Source organism: Capnocytophaga canis, from assembly GCF_000827555.1.
GTDB lineage: Bacteria > Bacteroidota > Bacteroidia > Flavobacteriales > Flavobacteriaceae > Capnocytophaga > Capnocytophaga canis.
Genome location: NZ_CDOI01000133.1, coordinates 23,550 through 41,930 on the forward strand (window position 1 = coordinate 23,550; position 18,381 = coordinate 41,930).

General features: G+C 36.1%; 10 protein-coding genes. 4 read left to right on the forward strand and 6 right to left on the reverse strand.

Annotated elements, in window-relative coordinates; all coding sequences use genetic code 11:
• Positions 1-200: 200 nt before the first annotated feature.
• Positions 201-1,133, forward strand: a complete 933-nt coding sequence (locus CCAND38_RS03865) for a YeiH family protein (protein WP_042343959.1) — start codon at positions 201-203, stop codon at positions 1,131-1,133.
• 146 nt (positions 1,134-1,279) lie between these two features.
• Here the strand turns inward: CCAND38_RS03865 and CCAND38_RS03870 are convergent, their stop codons facing one another.
• From CCAND38_RS03870 to CCAND38_RS03895, 6 genes are all read right to left on the reverse strand, one after another.
• Positions 1,280-3,298: a M16 family metallopeptidase gene (locus CCAND38_RS03870; protein WP_082024946.1), complete on the reverse strand. Its 2,019-nt coding sequence runs from the start codon at positions 3,296-3,298 to the stop codon at positions 1,280-1,282.
• A 71-nt stretch (positions 3,299-3,369) separates the two neighbouring features.
• A complete protein-coding gene (locus tag CCAND38_RS03875; RefSeq protein ID WP_042009540.1) occupies positions 3,370-4,644 on the reverse strand; it encodes a M16 family metallopeptidase in 1,275 nt (424 codons plus the stop codon).
• Between the two features lie 393 nt (positions 4,645-5,037).
• Positions 5,038-6,834 carry a DUF4091 domain-containing protein gene (locus CCAND38_RS03880; protein WP_052458108.1) on the reverse strand — a complete coding sequence of 599 codons (1,797 nt, stop codon included), beginning with the start codon at positions 6,832-6,834 and terminating at the stop codon, positions 5,038-5,040.
• Positions 6,835-6,916: 82 nt separating this feature from the next.
• Entirely contained in the window at positions 6,917-9,220 is a 2,304-nt protein-coding gene (locus CCAND38_RS03885; protein ID WP_042343961.1) for a penicillin-binding protein 1A, read from the reverse strand.
• A gap of 111 nt (positions 9,221-9,331) precedes the next feature.
• Complete coding sequence (locus CCAND38_RS03890) at positions 9,332-9,820, reverse strand: gliding motility lipoprotein GldH (RefSeq protein WP_042009516.1); 489 nt, start codon at positions 9,818-9,820, stop codon at positions 9,332-9,334.
• A complete protein-coding gene (locus CCAND38_RS03895; RefSeq protein WP_082024947.1) occupies positions 9,820-11,277 on the reverse strand; it encodes a PSP1 domain-containing protein in 1,458 nt (485 codons plus the stop codon). Before CCAND38_RS03895 ends, CCAND38_RS03890 begins: the two co-directional genes overlap by 1 nt.
• A gap of 760 nt (positions 11,278-12,037) precedes the next feature.
• Between CCAND38_RS03895 and CCAND38_RS03900 the strand changes: the two genes are divergently transcribed.
• From CCAND38_RS03900 to CCAND38_RS03910, 3 genes are all read left to right on the forward strand, one after another.
• The gene (locus CCAND38_RS03900) at positions 12,038-15,187 is read left to right on the forward strand and encodes a SusC/RagA family TonB-linked outer membrane protein (RefSeq protein WP_052458110.1); all 3,150 of its coding nucleotides are present in this window, start codon (positions 12,038-12,040) and stop codon (positions 15,185-15,187) included.
• 21 nt (positions 15,188-15,208) lie between these two features.
• Complete coding sequence (locus CCAND38_RS03905) at positions 15,209-16,891, forward strand: RagB/SusD family nutrient uptake outer membrane protein (RefSeq protein ID WP_042343962.1); 1,683 nt, start codon at positions 15,209-15,211, stop codon at positions 16,889-16,891.
• Positions 16,892-17,249: 358 nt separating this feature from the next.
• Positions 17,250-18,317, forward strand: a complete 1,068-nt coding sequence (locus tag CCAND38_RS03910) for a branched-chain amino acid aminotransferase (protein ID WP_042343987.1) — start codon at positions 17,250-17,252, stop codon at positions 18,315-18,317.
• The last annotated feature ends 64 nt before the right edge of the window (positions 18,318-18,381 follow it).

The window sequence follows — 18,381 nt, forward strand, 5'->3', positions numbered from 1 at the left end:
GGTTTTTTCTACCCTGTCATTGATGTAAGTCAAGAAGTGATTTTTGCTTTTTATGATTGGTTAAAAGAAATTGTACTTAAGGGGTAAATGTAGTCACAACAAATAGTTTCTTGCTCATTTGGTTAATAATAAAAAACTACTGAAATTTGCACCTCAATATCCTTAGTACGTTGATATAGCCGATAAAAAAATATTTATTTATGAAAAATAACACCCTGCGAAAATTCCTTTTTTTGATACTCGCGGTATTTTCATTATCTCCTTGGGTGTCTTCGCCCATTGCTTTGGCGTTAGGAATTGCTTTTGCTTTTACACTGAAAACACCATTTCCACTGCCTAAAATCAATCCAGTCATTCATCGATTGTTAAAGTTTTCCATCATAGGATTAGGTTTTGGATTGCAACTCAATGAAGCACTCAAAGCAGGGCAAAACGGATTTTTGATTACCATTATGAGTATTGGTTTTGTACTGATACTGTGCGGATTGTTGGGTAAAATATTAAAACTCGATAAAATACTCAGCTACCTCATCGGTGTGGGGACGGCCATTTGTGGGGGTAGTGCCATTGCAGCTATTTCGCCCATTATTAAAGCCAATGGCAAGCAAATTTCGGTGGCTTTAGCGGTTATTTTTACGCTCAATTCCATTGCTCTTTTTATTTATCCTCCTGTGGGGCATTTGCTTGGACTGAGTCAGGAACAATTCGGGTTGTGGTGTGCCATAGGGATTCACGATACGAGTTCGGTGGTGGGTGCCGCTAATAATTATGGCGAAGAAGCCCTAAAAATCGCTACAACGGTAAAGTTAGCCCGAGCCCTTTGGATTATTCCGCTGAGTTTACTGACGATGTGGCTATTCAAGGGCAAAAGTAACCGAATAAAAATTCCTTGGTTTATAGGTGGTTTTGTGTTAGCTATATTGGTAAATACTTACCTTCCTATTCCCGAGGTGATTACAAATACCATTACCTTCACAGCAAAAGCAGGATTGCATCTTACGCTATTTCTTATAGGCAGTACACTCTCTTATGAAACCCTACGAAATGTAGGTGTAAAACCTCTGATTTTTTCCGTTTTACTATGGATAGGCATTAGTCTTTTAGGGCTCTTAATGGTGTATGAAATGATGTGAATATTCTGAGAAAACACGTAATCTATTCCTAAAAGAACTCCCAAATTAAGTTCTAAACCCCATAAAAACATAATAATTCTATGTTTCTATGGGGTATAGCTCAAAGGTATTATTTTCCTTTTGCTTAACTTATATGTTAACAGCGATTATTTAAAATCAGCATCAGAAACGCCTTCATTTATCTTTACGCCAGAAGTCTTGAATTCAAAAGTCATTCCTGCAGATGAAACCGAAATTGCATATGGAACTTTTACTCCTTTCACTTCACGATAATCATCATAAATAACGATATTTTCAATTTTTTGACCTCCCATTTCAACTGTGGTTTTCTCTCCTACTTTAAGTCCTGAAACTACATCATAGTACAAATTCTTTTTATCTGTCAAAGCGATAACATAGGCATCAGCTCCATTAAATGATTCAATAGCAACTAATTTTATATTGTTATTTTTCAGCATATTAATTTCTGGGAAAACACCTGATTCCATTTGAGCTATTGCCACTTCGTCATCTGAAACCGGTATTTTTTGTCCTTGAGCCTCGACCGAAACTGTTTTACCATTAACGATTTGCTTTGACAAGGTCATACCCATTCCTGTGATAAGTTGTAAAAATTTATCAGTACCACTACGTTTGATTTCAAAATCAAGAGCAATTCCCTGCATCTCACCTTTCGCTTGGATAGCAATGGTTTTAACGCTTTGTGTCTTCCCTACAGATTTTAGATAATTTTCCAATACCGTTTTAGCCGTCACACCTGCTGGAATCTCCTTAGTATATACAGCTTTAGCTGTTGGATTACCTAACTTATCGAAGTAGTACACAGGAATTGACTTCCCGTTGAAAGTAATAGCTTCTAATTTGTCTGCAACTTCACTTCCTTTACTTACTACTGTGAAACGTAAATTGTTGTTTTTGAAATATTTATTAGCTACTCGTTTAATATCTTCTTTGGTAACGGCATTAATATTTGCTACATAATTTTTGTAGAAATCAGCAGGTAGGTTTTGCGTTTTGATGTTAATCGCGTATCGAGCTATAGTTTGTGGGTTTTCTGTTGCCATGATGAAGCTACCTAAATAGCTAGCTTTCGCTTGTGCAATAAGATCATCTGCAACTTCTTCATTACGAATGCGTTGTATTTCTTTTAATATTTCAACAATAGCTTTGTCCAATACATCGTTTCCTACTTTAGTAGCACCTTCAAAATCTCCTCTTGTCCATTTATTGGCACCTACAGAAGTACTGGCTCCATAAGTAAATCCGTTTTTCTCACGCAAATTCATATTGATATAGCTTCCGAACCCTCCTCCTAAAATGTAATTAGCAATCAATACAGGAAAATAATCCTTGTCAGATATTTTCAAATCTACTAAATTGTTAAAGCGTATTTCAGATTGCACTGCATTTGGCAGATCTACAAAATTGATTTGGGTAAATTCCACATCCGAAGGAGTAGTAATAGGTTTTGGAGTAGATTTTCCTGGTTTCCATTTTTTGAAATATTTTGTAACCAAGTTCTTAGCTTCTTTGACCTTGATATTTCCTGAAACCACAATGTAGGCATTTGTAGGAACAAAGTGTTCTTTGTAGAAGGCTTTTACATCATCTAAGGTAATACTGTTGATACTTTCTTCGGTAGAAAACTCCCCATAAGGGTGATTTTTACCATAAACTAACGCTCCTTGTACACGTCCTACGATAGATTCAGCACTATTTTCGCCAAACTTAATTCCTTGGAGTAATTTCGCCTTTTCTTTTTCAAATTCTTCTTGCGTGAAGTTTGGATTCAGAGCTGCATCAGCCATTAACTCTAACACACGTGGAAAATATTTTGACAACGAAGATGCATATCCTCCACCTGCTGATAATGAAATATTTGCTGCCAAAAAGTCTACTTCTTCATTGAAAGCATCTTTCGAAATAGAAGTGGTTCCATTACCCAACAAAGATGAAGTAAGGTCTGCTATTCCCATTTTATTCCCCTCAAGCACAGGCGGTTGGTCAATACTCAGACTTATACTGACACGCGGTAATTTATTGTTTTCAACCACCAAAAGGGTCATTCCATTTGATAGTTTGTAAGTATATGGAGTTCCTAAATTAATGACAGGAGTTTTTCCCGAAGCGGGTATTTTGGATCTGTCAATTTGAGCTGTTGCCATTGTTATTATTGATGCAAATATTAACGTTATAACAAATTTTATATTCGATTTCATACGTACTCTTTTTTCAATTATTGTTTTGCATTTTCTGGTAAATAGTCAAGATCTAAACGCTGATTAGCACTTAGATATTTTTTAGCCACACGCTGAATATCCTCACGAGTGATAGAACGATAAATATCTATTTGCTTATTAATCAGATTTGTATCTTTGTAGAAAGTGTAAAAATTCGCCAATGACAACGCAATTCCTTCCATGTTAGAATTGGTGCTCACAAAACGATTTTCAATCTGATTTTGTAGTTTTTCAAACTCACGTTGCGAGATAAGACCATTTTGTAATTTTTCAATTTCTTCATCCATTTCTTTTCCAACGGTTTCAAGAGAAATTCCAGCCATTGGCAAAGCCCCCATAATGTAGGTACCGTAATCCTCTTGTGAATCGGAAAAAGCTAATACTTGCAAAGCGCTTTTATTCTCATCTACCATCTTCTTGTAGAGACGAGAACTCTTTCCTCCTGTCAAAATAGAAGAAATAAGGTCTAAAACATACGCATCCTTTTCATTCATACCTGGCGTCCGATAAGCGTATATTTTTATTGGCAACTGAATATTAGGATCATAGTCTGTTACTTTAATTGTTTGATTAATAGGCTCTTCCTCAATTTTTGTGCGTACTATTTTATCACCTGTATTTGGAATAGAAGCAAAATAATCATGAATCCATTTTTTAGTTTGAGTTTTCTCAAAATCTCCCGCAACCACCAAAACAGCATTGTTTGGATTGTAAAATTTCTTTTTGAAGGCGATAAATTCTTCCAATTTTGCAGCATCTAAATGCTCAATTTGCCCGATAACAGACTCTCCATACGGATGTTTTTTAAATAAATGTGGATTGATTCCCGTTCTATACATAATTTTTCCGTAAGGAGCATTATCCAAACGTTGTTTCTTCTCTTCCTTAACCACCGAATTTTGCGTACTCACCCCAATTTCATTTATTACGGGATGTAATAAACGCTCTGATTCCATCCAAAGTCCTAATTCTAAATTGTTTGAAGGGAATATTTCATAGTAATAGGTTTTATCCTGTGTGGTGAAAGCATTGTTTTTTCCACCGTGTGAGGAAACGATATCGAACCATTTTCCTCGCTCAATATTCTCTGTTCCTTCAAACAAAAGGTGTTCAAAAAAATGGGCGAACCCTGTACGAGAACGATCCTCATCTTTCGCTCCTACGTGATACATCACCCCCACAGCCACCACAGGTGCTGAATTATCCTGATGTAAAATGACGTGCAATCCATTGGGCAGGTCATATTCTTCAAAGGCAACTTGTTGTGCCATAGCAAAACTTCCTGAAAGCATCATTGCTGTTACAAATAATTTGTTTTTCATATATGATAAAAGTAAAAATTTCTATGAATATTTAAGAATACGTGTTAAAAAATATATTTACTAACAAATCTTTCCTGTTAGTATCAGAATATTTCATTTTGTTACAAAATAATTTGTAAAATGATTACTAGTATGGTTAAGACTTTAAATTTGTTGGTAATATATCTCCGTTTCAAGCCTTAAATTGATATTAAAATCAGATGTAAAGATTTGTATCTTAGTTTTTTATGCCTTAAATTTTAAGTATACGATATTTTTACATTATAAAATTCGATGGATTTGCTCCACAATCGTATCTAATTTGAGTATATTACAGCTCCTAAAAAACAGATAAACAAGAATTTACAATGAATTTATAATATATTTTGCTTTGTTGACTGTTTCTTTAGCAGGGATTTTCGGGATACCATATTCATCAAAGGTCTGTAAGACTTCTTCTATTTTTTCCAACGCCTGAATGTTTCCCGATTTCTTAAATTCTTCACGGAGAATACGAACTTTTTCATAATTTTGGATACCTTCAATCATTCGTTCCATACGAATAGAACTTCGACCTAAGGGATAAGTTAAATAGGTGTCGCCTGCCGCCCAACTTACAAAACGACTATCAAGAAGGGGTTCAATTGTCCAGCTATTCAATGCCCAGCGTAGGTATCCATCTAAGTTTTCTTTGGCTACAAACCAACCTAACCACTCACTTTCAGCAGGTTCACTGAACGTAAAAGTGTTTGGGTAAGGTTCAGTACAACATGTATAATAAGTAGAAATTTTACCTTGCTCTCTACGCTTGTTTTTTACATCGTCGGAGAATTTTTTCCATAGAGCTACACAATAGTCATCCAAATCGGCTTCAATTTCCTCATGCCAATCACCAGCAAAAGATACTTTGAAATTAGGATCAGCTTGTTTAATAACTTTCAGGGTTTCTAACATCACTTTCATAGGACGCTCATCCATAGAAATATACGTTTTTTCAAACCATCCCTTACCTTTTAAGTGTTTCGCAAAGGCGGTGAGCATAGCTCCCCAAACCTCGTTGTATTCAGGTTTTCCTGGTTGTGTTTCAATTTTTTGCACTTGGTTAGTAGCTTGATCAAAATACTGAAAAGACAACTTCCAAGGAACCATCGAATAGCAATTGATTTGTTTGGTTATTCCCATTTCGTGCATAAATTCGACCCATTTGTCGAACACCGCAAAATCAAAATGCCAAGAGCCATCTAGCTTTTTAAACCACGTAACCATGGAACCGAAAGCGTCGTAAGTTTGTCCTCCCCATGGCTTATGCATGATTGATGCAGTGATTGATTTTCCTCCCGCTTCCACATAGGGTTGCATCTCTATTCGCAATTTATCGAAATGCTCCTTACTCCACGGTCTTAGATTGTGATAACGAGATACTGCATACGGATTTTGCCACAAATCTAAATGAAAGTGCCAGTCTTTTGAGGCAGGTAAAACTCGGTCTAATACTTTTATTTCCAACGGAAGTTTTTGGAATACTTTTCCTTTATTTTTTACCGAAATAAATCCTTTGTAGCTTCCTGAGACTGCATTTTGAGGCACTTGCACCTTTACCCAAATTCCTCGGGAGGTTTGTGCAGGGATGACCAATTTTTTAGCGTAGTGATCAATTGCATCTGCTACAAGAGTAGAATCAAAGTTAATTGCGGTACGATAACCACAGCCTCCTTTGCCATCCTTATTGAGTTCGTCCGTCATCACATAACGAATAAAATCAGCTGAAATATGTTCTTTTTTAAGGTTATTTTTAAGTTTCGTATGCCTAAAATCACTGATGTCAACTGAAATTTCAGCATCTTTGTTGGCATTAACTACTACAATTTGTCCGGAAATACGCTCTCCTTTCCAAGCGGTTAAAGTTTGAGCCAATTTTAAGTCCTTAGCTGGAGTTTCTTTTTTATAGCGGACATCCGTAGAACCCCAACCTGCAGTTGTTCCCTTGAAGTTTTTCCACTCCTGAGGGTTGGCTTTCACAGGATTTGGCAATTCTATAAAAGTTTTTTTCGGAAAAGGAACTTGTCCTGTAAGCTGTTTGGAGTGAGTAATACCTTGATTTTCTTGAGCTTTCATCGAAAGTATAAGAAATAACCACAGAAGAAAATAACATTTTTTCATCACCTTAAATAGTATGTTTAGATGTCCACAAAGATATAATTTTTCGCTGAATTTTCATAGTAATTTAAGGCTACTCAAAATACTAAAAATCGATGTCTCCGAAGTCGTCTTTATCATTTTCCAAAGCTTCCACTTTTTTACAATCCATCGGAATTTCAATATTTTGTGGTGCAGGGAACGGTGATTTAGACACATTCAAATCTTTGTCAGCATAGCATTTTTTCATGTAATTTCCCCAAATAGGCAACGCCATAGTTGCTCCTTGCCCATAGGTAATTCCTTTGAAGTGGACGGCTCGGTCTTCACCTCCAACCCAAACACCCGTGACCAAATTTGGTACCATGCCCATAAACCAACCATCACTGTTGTTTTGCGTAGTTCCTGTTTTCCCTGCTATTGGATTGGTAAAAGCATACGGATAGCCCGTAATTACGTTTTTATACATACTGTTATAAGAATCCGCTCCTTTGGTTCTCAATCTGGCACCTGAACCATACTGTGTAACTCCTTCCATAAGGTTAACAACAGCTCTGGCTACTTCGGCACTCACCACATCGCGTGTTTGAGGCGTATTTTCAAAAAGTACGGTTCCGTTTTTATCCTCAATACGCGTTACCAATGTGGGTTTCACATATACTCCTTCATTTGCAAAAGTTCCATAAGCTCCAACCATTTCATAAACCGTAATATCTGCTGTCCCTAATGCGATGGACGGCATCTCAGGAATTTCTGCTGAAATTCCCAATTCACGAGCCAAATTAATCACAGGAACTGGTCCAACTTTATCCATCAAGTTCACCGTAATGGAGTTAATTGAGTTTGCTAAGGCATACTTCAAAGTCATCATGTCACCTGAAAATTTTCCGTTAGAGTTTCGTGGGCACCAAGCAGTCAAGTTTTGATATTTCCCTGCTTCAATACATGTCTGAATATCAGGAAGTTCATGACAAGGTGAATAGTGTAACTGGTCAATGGCGGTTGCGTACACAAAGGGCTTGAAAGTAGATCCTGTTTGTCGAGCACCTTGAATCACTTGGTCGTATTGAAAATGTTTATAATTGATTCCTCCTACCCATGCTTTGATATGTCCAGTTTGAGGCTCCATTGACATCATTCCCGTTCGCAAAAAAGCTTTATAATACAAAATAGAATCTAAAGGTGTCATAATCGTATCTCGTTCACCTTGCCATGAGAAAACACGCATTTCGGTTTTTTCTTTGAACGATTGCTCTATTTCTTTTTCGGAATAGCCCAAAGATTTCATCTTTCTCCAACGCTCCGATTGTTTCATAGCTCTATTAATCAAGGAATTAAATTCATCTTTTGACACTTCTACAAATGGAAAGGTTTTGTTTTTCTTTGGATTGTTTTCAGCATCGAATACTTTTTGCAGTCGTTGCATGTGCTCTTCTACCGCCAATTCAGCATAGGTCTGCATTTTTGAATCAATGGTGGTGTAAACTTTCAAACCGTCCAAATAAAGATTATGTTTCGTTCCATCAGGTTTGGGATTTTGGTCTATCCATGTTTTCATAAATGAGCGTAAATACTCACGAAAGTAAGTTGCTATTCCTTCATTATGACTTTCTGGAGTAAAGCGTAATTCCAAAGGCAATTTTTGCAATGAATCTTTTTCTTTCTGAGTGATATAATTATTTTTTGCCATTTGTGCCAAGACTACATTACGTCGGTTAGTAACCCCTACAGGATTTCGTACAGGATTGTAGAGCGATGAATTTTTGAACATTCCTACCAATACAGCACTCTCCTCTAAACTCAGATCCATAGGTTCTTTATCAAAGAAAATACGTGCTGCCGAACGTATTCCATCTGCTTGATATCCAAAGTCATATATATTAAAATACATTGTAAGAATCTCTTCCTTGGTATATTGTGTTTCCAAGCGAGTAGAAATTATCCACTCTTTGATTTTTTGGGTATATCGCTCCAAACCACGAGCCTTCGTACCGTGAAATAACTGTTTTGCAAGTTGTTGCGTGATTGTTGACGCTCCTCCTTTACTTCCGAGATAAGCAAAGGCACGAAGAGTTCCTCGCACATCAATTCCTGAATGGTCATAAAAACGCTCGTCTTCCGTAGCTATCAGAGCATCAACCAAATGTTTTGGCAAATCCTTATATCTTACAGGAGTTCGATTGTCATCCAAATAGAATTTTCCTAATGTTTTTCCGTCAGCGGTAACAATCTCTGTTGCCAAGTTTGTTTCTGGATTTTCCAATCGCTTGAAATCAGGCATCTCTCCTAAAAAACCCCATGAGCCAAAAGCAAAAAGTAGACACACAAACCCAATGCCTCCGAAAAATACCAACCAAAACAGTTTAACTAACTTGTTTTTACTTCCTTCTTTCGTTGTATTCTTTTTCATTATGTATTTTTGTAATATCTTGATAATTATATTTTTAAATAATAAATTCGAACATCAAATAAACTTTTTTCATTCCTTTTAAGCTAATGTCAAAATTTATCTAACAGTAGATTATCTTTCCTGAATATTTTCTATTTGCAATCCGACTTCGGTAATACCATTGAGCTGTTCCAAACCGTCTGTTTCTCCTATTTTTCGCATGGCTTGTTCTACCTTTATAGTATATGTTCCATTGGCTGAAAACACAAAGTTTTCTTTATACCACAACTTATTTTCCTTTACAGATGAATATCCATAACCTAACCATTTCCCTTCTGGGGTTGCCATTTCGTATTCCAAAGTGTCTATAATGAGCCTTCTGTCAGGCAATTCCATGTGAGTAATAAGAAATAAATTACTAAACTCATACTTTTCATTATTTCTCAGCATGATGAATATGTTTTTTTTAGCAATAGAATCGGAGTGTTGAAATTGAAACGACACAGGCGATGCCTTTTGCCAACCTTCTCCATCTGAAAGTGAAACATATTCGCTATATTCGATGTTTGACTGACAGCTACTCCACATCAGGACGGCTAAAAATAGGGTTAAAAATCTCATTATTTATTATTATCGGTGCTATTCTTATTAAAATGGTTCGATTTTCGTTTTGCATTTGGATTTTTTTCCTTCAAATGCTTTGGATTTTTTGAATTTTTCTGATTTGCGATATTATTCTTCTGTTTGTCCTTCTCGTTTTCAATAGGAATATTGTGTTTTTGAGATTGGGGCTGTGTCTTTTTAATTTTTACCTGTTGATTTGGTTTTCGCTGCTCATTTTTATGTTGAATATTTGCATCTACCTGTTTTTCAGGAATCTCTACTTTACTTTCTGATTTTCCTGTTTCATTACCATTTTGGTTCCCTGCCTTGTTACTCTTGGAACGCTTGTCATTCTTCTTTTTCTTGCGTTTGGGTTTGTCGAATCGAGTGAGACTATCCTCCGTATTTTCCTTGATCATTGTCATTCCAATTCCAGAACCTATTCCATCTGCTTCGGCTGTGATGGCATAATCTTCTAATACGACATCTTTGTCACCTGCACCATTCTTGGCAATAATTTCTTTGACACTTTCTACCGACAATTTATGCCAATTTATAGGGTCTTCGTCATAAGAATACCACATCAAACGTTTGAAAATGTCTATTTTTTGACAACTTGCTTTCCCTTTTTCCGTATGTAATTTAGTTTCTGTACGAGGGAAATCCTGCAGAGCATCCACGTAGGAATCCAGCTCAAAATTGAGACAGCATTTCAACTTTCCACACTGTCCTGCTAATTTCTGTGGATTCAGTGAAAGTTGCTGATAACGAGCCGCTGAAGTGGTTACAGTTCTAAAATCAGTGAGCCATGTTGAGCAACACAGTTCACGCCCACATGAACCGATCCCTCCTAATCGAGCCGCTTCCTGACGGAAACCTATTTGTCGCATTTCAATGCGTACCGAAAAGGCTCGTGCCATATCCTTAATCAATTGACGGAAATCGACTCGACCTTCAGCTGTATAATAAAACGTAGCCTTAGAACCATCTCCTTGGAATTCTACATCTGAAATTTTCATTTCCAATCCTAAAGCAATCGCTAATTCTCGCGAGCGTTTTTGCACTTCAATCTCTTTATCCCGAGATTCTTGCCAAATATCAATATCTCGCTGATTTGCCTTTCGGTAGACTTTAGGAATTCCTTCTCCATTCCAATCGATTTTTCGCTTTTTCATTTGCAAACGAACCAATTCACCTGTGAGGGTAACCACTCCTACGTCATGTCCTGAACTGGCTTCCGTAGCAACTACATCACCTATTTGTAACGATAATTTCTCTGTATTTTTAAAGTATTCCTTACGGCTATTCTTAAAGCGGACTTCTACGCAGTCAAAAAAATCTTGTCCCCCTGGTAAGCGCACATTTGATAGCCAATCAAAGACAGCTAATTTTCCGCTATTGCAACCTCCAGAACTACATCCTCCACTGCATCCATCACCTTTTTTATTTTTTGTTGTGCAACTATTGCAACTCATTCTTTGTTATTTATTATATTGAAAAACAAGGTTTTGAATAGATATTGTTAGAAAATAACCTTGTTCGATTAGTATTTGTCTTTTAGTCATTTGCTATTTTATACGAATAGCTTCAATTTGCAAAAATACATTTTTTATTTTTACGTACTATAAAATATAACAGATTTTTTTCTAACAGAATTTCTTTCCTAACATGAAGAAGACAAAATAAATACGGTTTAATTGATAATTACATCAACTTGTGAATTGTTAACAAAAAATAAAGTAAAGATTATAGGTCTTCTGTTTGAAATATAAAACTCATAATATCAATAATTTATATCTTATAATTATGAGATAAACTATTCAGATTAGATTGTTTTTTTATTTTACAGAGAATATAACCAAGAAAAGAAATATCATTGCTGTAATTAAATAAGCATGTCACAAGGCTGTCGAAAAGGTTTGTTTTGGGCAAAATATTAAAAATAAAATGTTTATTTTCAAGGTGTTAAGTTTTGTAAAATTACTAAAACTTGACTTTTCGGACAGCCTCGTGTTCTTAAACATAAGTTAAATGACCAGGTGCTATAATTTATAGGAGGTTATATACTTAATATTTGAATATTACTGTTGTATTTTTTCGAAGTATAATCAAATGAGGCTCTTTTATTTAGATTTTTATTTAAGAATATATTCACAAAAAAATAGAACTTTTTTTGTGTAAAAAGAAAAAAAGGTTTACCTTTACACCTCAATTTAATAATTAATCAAACAGCTTATGAAATTTAAAATTTTAACATTGTTCACGTTTGTGTTCAGTTGGTGTTTAACACTTTCTGCACAGACGGTGTCAGTAAAAGGAACTGTTACTGACGAGAGTAAAGTGCCACTACCAGGCGTAAGTGTTTTGATCAAAAACACTACTCGTGGAGTAGCTACTGATTTTGATGGTAAGTACGAAATCAAAGCAAATCAAGGAGATGTACTTGTCTTCAGTTACTTAGGTTTTGTAACACAAGAAAAAACTGTAGGGGGGGGTAGTTCGCTGACAATCAACGTATTACTTGCCGAAGAAGCTCAACAATTAGAAGATGTTGTAGTTGTTGGGTATGGAACTCAGAAAAAAGAAAACTTAACTGGTGCTATAGCTACAGTTGATGCGAAAGTACTAGAAAGTCGCCCATTAACTACCATTGGACAAGGGTTACAAGGGTTGGTGCCCAACTTAAATATTGGTGTAGGTAATGGTCGTCCTGGGTCTGGCGCTAGCTTTAATATTCGAGGTTTTACCTCTATTAATGGAGGAAGTCCATTAGTTCTTGTTGATGGTGTGCAAATGGATCCTAATCAAATTAACCCTAATGATGTAGAGAATGTAACCATACTTAAAGATGCTGCTTCTGCGGCTATTTACGGAGGGCGTGCAGCATTTGGGGTTATACTTATCACTACTAAACAAGGTAAAAAAGCAACTCCTCTTCAAGTGAATATATCTACAAATTATTCACTTACACGACCTACTCGTTTACCTAAATTGGTCAATTCATTAGAATATTTAACAATGTATTTATTGGCCGATGAAACTGGAAGTATTTCAGGAGGTTCTAGAGGTAGTCAAGGATTTGGACAAGAGGATATTGATAGAGCAAAAAAATATATTGCAGACCCACGTCCTGAAAATGCGGTTTACATCGACCCTACCAACCCAAGAAGATATCGCTACGTAGGTAATACAGATTGGATTGAAGAGATGTATCCTAGTTGGGCTCCACAGTCACAACATAACATTTCTCTTTCAGGAGGTTCTGAGAAAACTACTTATATTGCTTCTGCCGGTATGTTCGAGCAAGAAGGTCTTTTCAAAGTTTCTAAACAAAAATTCAATCGTTACAACTTGAATCTGGGTTTGACTACTGATGTTACTAAATGGCTTACTGTTGGAGTAAAGACAAGTTTGAATCGTAAGCAGAACGATCAACCTTCAAACGGGCGTAACGGTGTAGAAACAGAGCGTTTTGCAAGTGATTTAAAACCTTTGATGCCTGTATATCACCCTGATGGGAATTTTTCTGGACAAGGAAATTATACGAACCCTTTTGCTATGATTGCCACAGGAGGAAGAGATAAATATACCTCCGATGATATATGGGTAACTGGAAACTTTGTGTTAAAACCTATTAAAAACGTAAAAGTGGTAGGAGACTATACTTGGAACTCTTACAGAAATAATAGCAAAACGAACGTAAAACGTTTTAAAGAATATGGAGCTCCTACCGATGGTGTTAGCATTTTTGACCCTACAAAAGCTACCGATTTAGGTTTCTTCCCTCATACCAATACTTCCCGAGTAGATGAAAATAGTTACCATGACCTTTATAAGGCGGCTAATATTTATGCTCAATATGAAAATACCTTTGCTGAAAAACATTATTTCAAAGCAATGGTGGGATATAGCCAGGAAGAAAAACACAATGAATCTTTTTGGGCGAGTGTAAAAGATCTTATTAATCAAGATTATCCATATTTGAAGTTAAATAACGATGAAAAACCTCGTGTAGGTAGCGGAATTTCTGATTGGGCATTGATAGGTTCCTTCTTCCGTTTAAATTATATATTTGCTGAGAAATATTTATTAGAGATTAATGGACGTTATGATGGTTCTTCTAAATTCAGCAAAAATAACAGATATGTGTTCAGCCCTTCTGCTTCATTAGGATGGCGTATTTCTAAAGAAGGGTTTTTTGAACCTCTAACTCAAGTGGTAAGTGACCTGAAACTTCGTGTTTCCTATGGTGATTTACCCAACCAATACGTAGGAGGAAATTATCCATACTTAGCAACAATGGGCTACGGAGCACAAACAGGTTATTTGTTTGGTAGTGCAGGACTTCCTTACGTAAACGCTCCTGGACTAGTAAGTGATAACTTTACTTGGGAAACCGTAGAAACGCGAAATATTGGAGTAGATTACGGCTTCTTTGATAATCGTTTATCAGGTTCGTTTGACTATTACATCCGAAACACTAAAGGAATGTTGGTAAACGGAGTTCCTCTGCCAAAGGTGCTGGGAACAGGTGCACCACAACGAAATGCTGCCGATTTGGAAACCAAAGGATTTGAATTTTCTATTGGATGGAAAGATCAAGTTTCCGAAGATTTCGGTTATAACATAAGTTTTAATTTGGCTGATAGTAGAGCATTCATTACCAAATTTGACTTGAACCCAACAGGAAATATAGGGCAATACTATGTTGGTAGAGAAATTGGTGAAATATGGGGATATACTTCCAATGGCTTGTATCAAACCAATGAAGATGCTGCGAAAATTGATAACAAAAGATTAGCAGGATATAAATGGTTAGCAGGTGACGTAAAATTTGAAGATTTGAATGGTGATAATAAAATCGACTGGGGAGATTATACCCTTGAAAAACCTGGTGATTTGAGCATTATAGGGAACAACCGTTCACGTTATACTTTTGGTTTAAATATGGGAGCTAATTATAAAGGATTCGATTTTTCATTATTTTTACAAGGTACTGCAAAAAGAGATTATGCTTTGGGAGGTACTTACTTTTGGGGGTTCACCAATCAATGGGCTGTACCTACTACCGAACAATTGGATTATTGGACACCTGAAAACCCAAATGCTTATTTTCCAAGACAGCGTTTCGGAGGAGGAAACTTCCAAACCTCTACCAGATATTTGCAAGATGCCTCTTATGTACGCGTAAAACAAATCACATTGGGTTATTCCTTGCCTAAGGACGTAATGCAATCCATTGGAATGAACAATTTAAGGGTTTATGTAACAGGAGAAAACGTGATGGAGTTTACTAAACTTATTAAATCATACGACCCTGAATTGCTTAATCAGATTTACCCGCTTAACAGAGTGTTTACTTTTGGGGTACAAGCACGATTCTAATAATTTTAAAAGAACAAAACAATGAAGAATAAAATTAAACATATAGCAATAGGATTATCGGCTGTGCTGACAGTTGTTTCTTGTAAAAACGACGATTTTTTGGATAAATATCCTCCTGATGCGTTTACCGAACCTTCTTATTTTAAAACAGAACAAGAGTTGAGTTTTTTTGCTAACCGATTCTACGGAAGTTTGCCTTTGAGCATCTTACAACATAGAGATACACAATCGGATAATATGGTACCTAATAGTCCTGATAACTTCTTGTTTGGAACATATACAGTTCCTTCAGAAGGAGGAGGTTGGGATACGGGAGCTTGGAATGGTATACGAAACTGTAATTTCTTTTTAGAAAACTATCAAAAAGTTCCTGGAAATACCAAAGAAAAATATGCTGCGGAGGTTCGTTTTTTCAGAGCGTTGTACTATTGGGAAAAAGTTGTTCGTTTTGGAGATGTTCCATTAATATTGAAAAAGGTAGGAGATGCTTCACCTGAAATATATGGACCCAGAGAGCCACATAAAAAAGTAATGGATGAAGTACTGAAAGACCTTGATTTTGCTATTCAGCATCTGCCTGAAAAAGCAAGTGCCGAGGCAGGAAGATTGCATAAAGACGCTGCCCTCGCTCTCAAATCAAGAATTGCACTTTGGGAAGGGACTTTCCGTAAGTACCACAATTTGGGCGATGAACGTGTATTTTTGGAGGCAGCCGTTGACGCTAGTGAAAAGTTGATGGCAAAAGGGTATGAGATCTATTCTACAGGAAAACCAAATCAGGATTACCGAGATTTATTTATAAAGGATAATTTGGCAGGTAACAAGGAGGCTATTTTCCATAGACATTATTTACGTTCTGTTGAAACGGGAAGACATGAATACAGCCGTTATGCTAAAGGTTCTAACAATGGATGTAGTAAGGATTTTATGGAATATTATCTTTTCAAAGATGGAAAACCAATTAGTACTACGTCTTACGCATACGATGACAGCACTCCTAGTAAAGAAGCAGAAAACAGAGACCCTCGGTATGCACAAACGATAGCTACTCCTGGTTTTGTAAAAACAAGTTCTAATCCACCTTTGATTGTAAATCTTCCAGAAATAGGTACTCCAGTAACTACCACAGGATATTGGTTTATAAAAGGAATGTCAAGCGATCCAAAACAAGAAGAGGCGTACAGTAGCGATACAGATATGTTTATCTTCCGATATGCAGAGGTACTGTTAAACTATGCAGAGGCTAAATATGAATTAGGAACATTGTCTCAAGCAGATTTAGACAGAACAATCAACAAGATAAGAGACAGAGTTGCAATGCCCCATTTAACGATGGATGCAGTAGCAGATGCTAACGCTAGTGATTATGGGTATGACGTAGCTCCCATTCTTTACGAAATACGTAGAGAACGTCGTGTAGAACTTGTGGGAGAAGGATTCCGCTTTAATGATATTTTGCGTTGGAAGGCAGGAAAATTATTTAATAATCCGAAAACTATAAGAGGAATGAAATTGACAGATGAATTAAAAGCAGAATATGCTACAGATGCTGTTAAAAAATTACCTGTAGATAGTGATAAATATTTGATTGTTTATCCTGCATATCCTAACGGACGTACGTGGAATGATAAAATGTATCTATATCCAATACCAACAGATGAGTTAAAATTGGTTGGGTATAAACAAAATCCTGGATGGGACTAATTTTTTCATGAATATACACAAGATAGTGCATGGAAAAGTTTAGACAAAATTAAAACAAACTATTATCGAAAATGAGGCTGACCTTTTTGGACAGCCTCATTTTTTTGTTAGTAATAAATATTTATCAAGGAATATACAGCTAATGTCAAATAAATCGAATTTACGTATTTTTTGTAGCAAAAATGATTAGCTAACCTTAAAACTCGTAAGACCTTTCCTTATTTTTATTATTACAGAAAATATAATGTCTTTTTAAAACGAAAATTACTTTCAAAATTTGCTTTTATCTGAACAGAGCTTCGTGTTTTTTTTCAAATGTCGAAAAAAAATAGTACATTCGCAGAAAATATTTAAAATTATGGATAACCTTGCATTTAATTTACGTATTCAGAAAGCGAAAGAAAGTCGTATTAATGAAGTAGATTTTTCGAATCTACAATTCGGAAAAATTTTTTCAGATCATATGTTCGTATGCCACTACACCGATGGAATGTGGCAACAACCTGAAATTAAGCCATATTCAGCTATAACTTTAGAACCTTCAGCAAGTGTTTTTCACTACGGACAGGCTATTTTTGAAGGAATGAAAGCTTATAAAGATGATGCTGGAGACATCTTTTTGTTTCGTCCGCAAGAGAATTACAAACGAATGAATAAATCAGCGGTTCGGTTAGCAATTCCAGAGTTTCCTGAAAGTTGGTTTGACCAAGGGTTGAGAGCTTTGTTGAAAATTGATAGTGAGTGGATTCAAAAAGGGTTTGGAAATTCACTATACATCCGCCCCTTTATGATTTCTACCACATCGGGGATAAAAGCCTCTCCTGCAACGGATTACATGTTTATTATTATCACTTCGCCAGTTCAGGCCTATCATTCAGGCGACGTGAAAGTGAAAATTGCAGACTACTATAGCCGTGCTGCTAATGGAGGTTTTGGTGCTGCCAAGGCTGCTGGAAATTACGCAGGTCAGTTCTATCCAACACAATTAGCGATTGAAGAAGGCTACCAGCAAGTTATATGGACAGATGATGCTACACATGAATTTTTAGAAGAAGCAGGAATGATGAACCTATTTTTTAGAATCAATGATGTATTGATGACCTGCCCTGCAAGCGAACGTATTTTGGACGGTGTTACTCGTAAAAGCGTACTTACAATTGCTGAAAAAATGGGAATCAAAACCGAGGTACGCCCAGTAAGAGTCAAAGAGTTGATTGAAGCTGCTGAAAATGGAACTCTTCAAGAAATTTTTGGTAGTGGAACGGCAGCCGTTATAAGTCCAATTTCTGGATTTGGTTATAAAGACAAAAAATATACGTTTATACCTCCAGCTGATTTATACGCTTCAAAAATCAAAGAAGCCATTTTGAATATCCAATATAACAAAGTTGAAGACCCTTTTGGTTGGAGAGTTAAAGTCGATTAATAACGGAATATCTCTACGATTTGAAATGAAAAGAGGCTGTCAAAAAAACTAATTTCGAAGATTT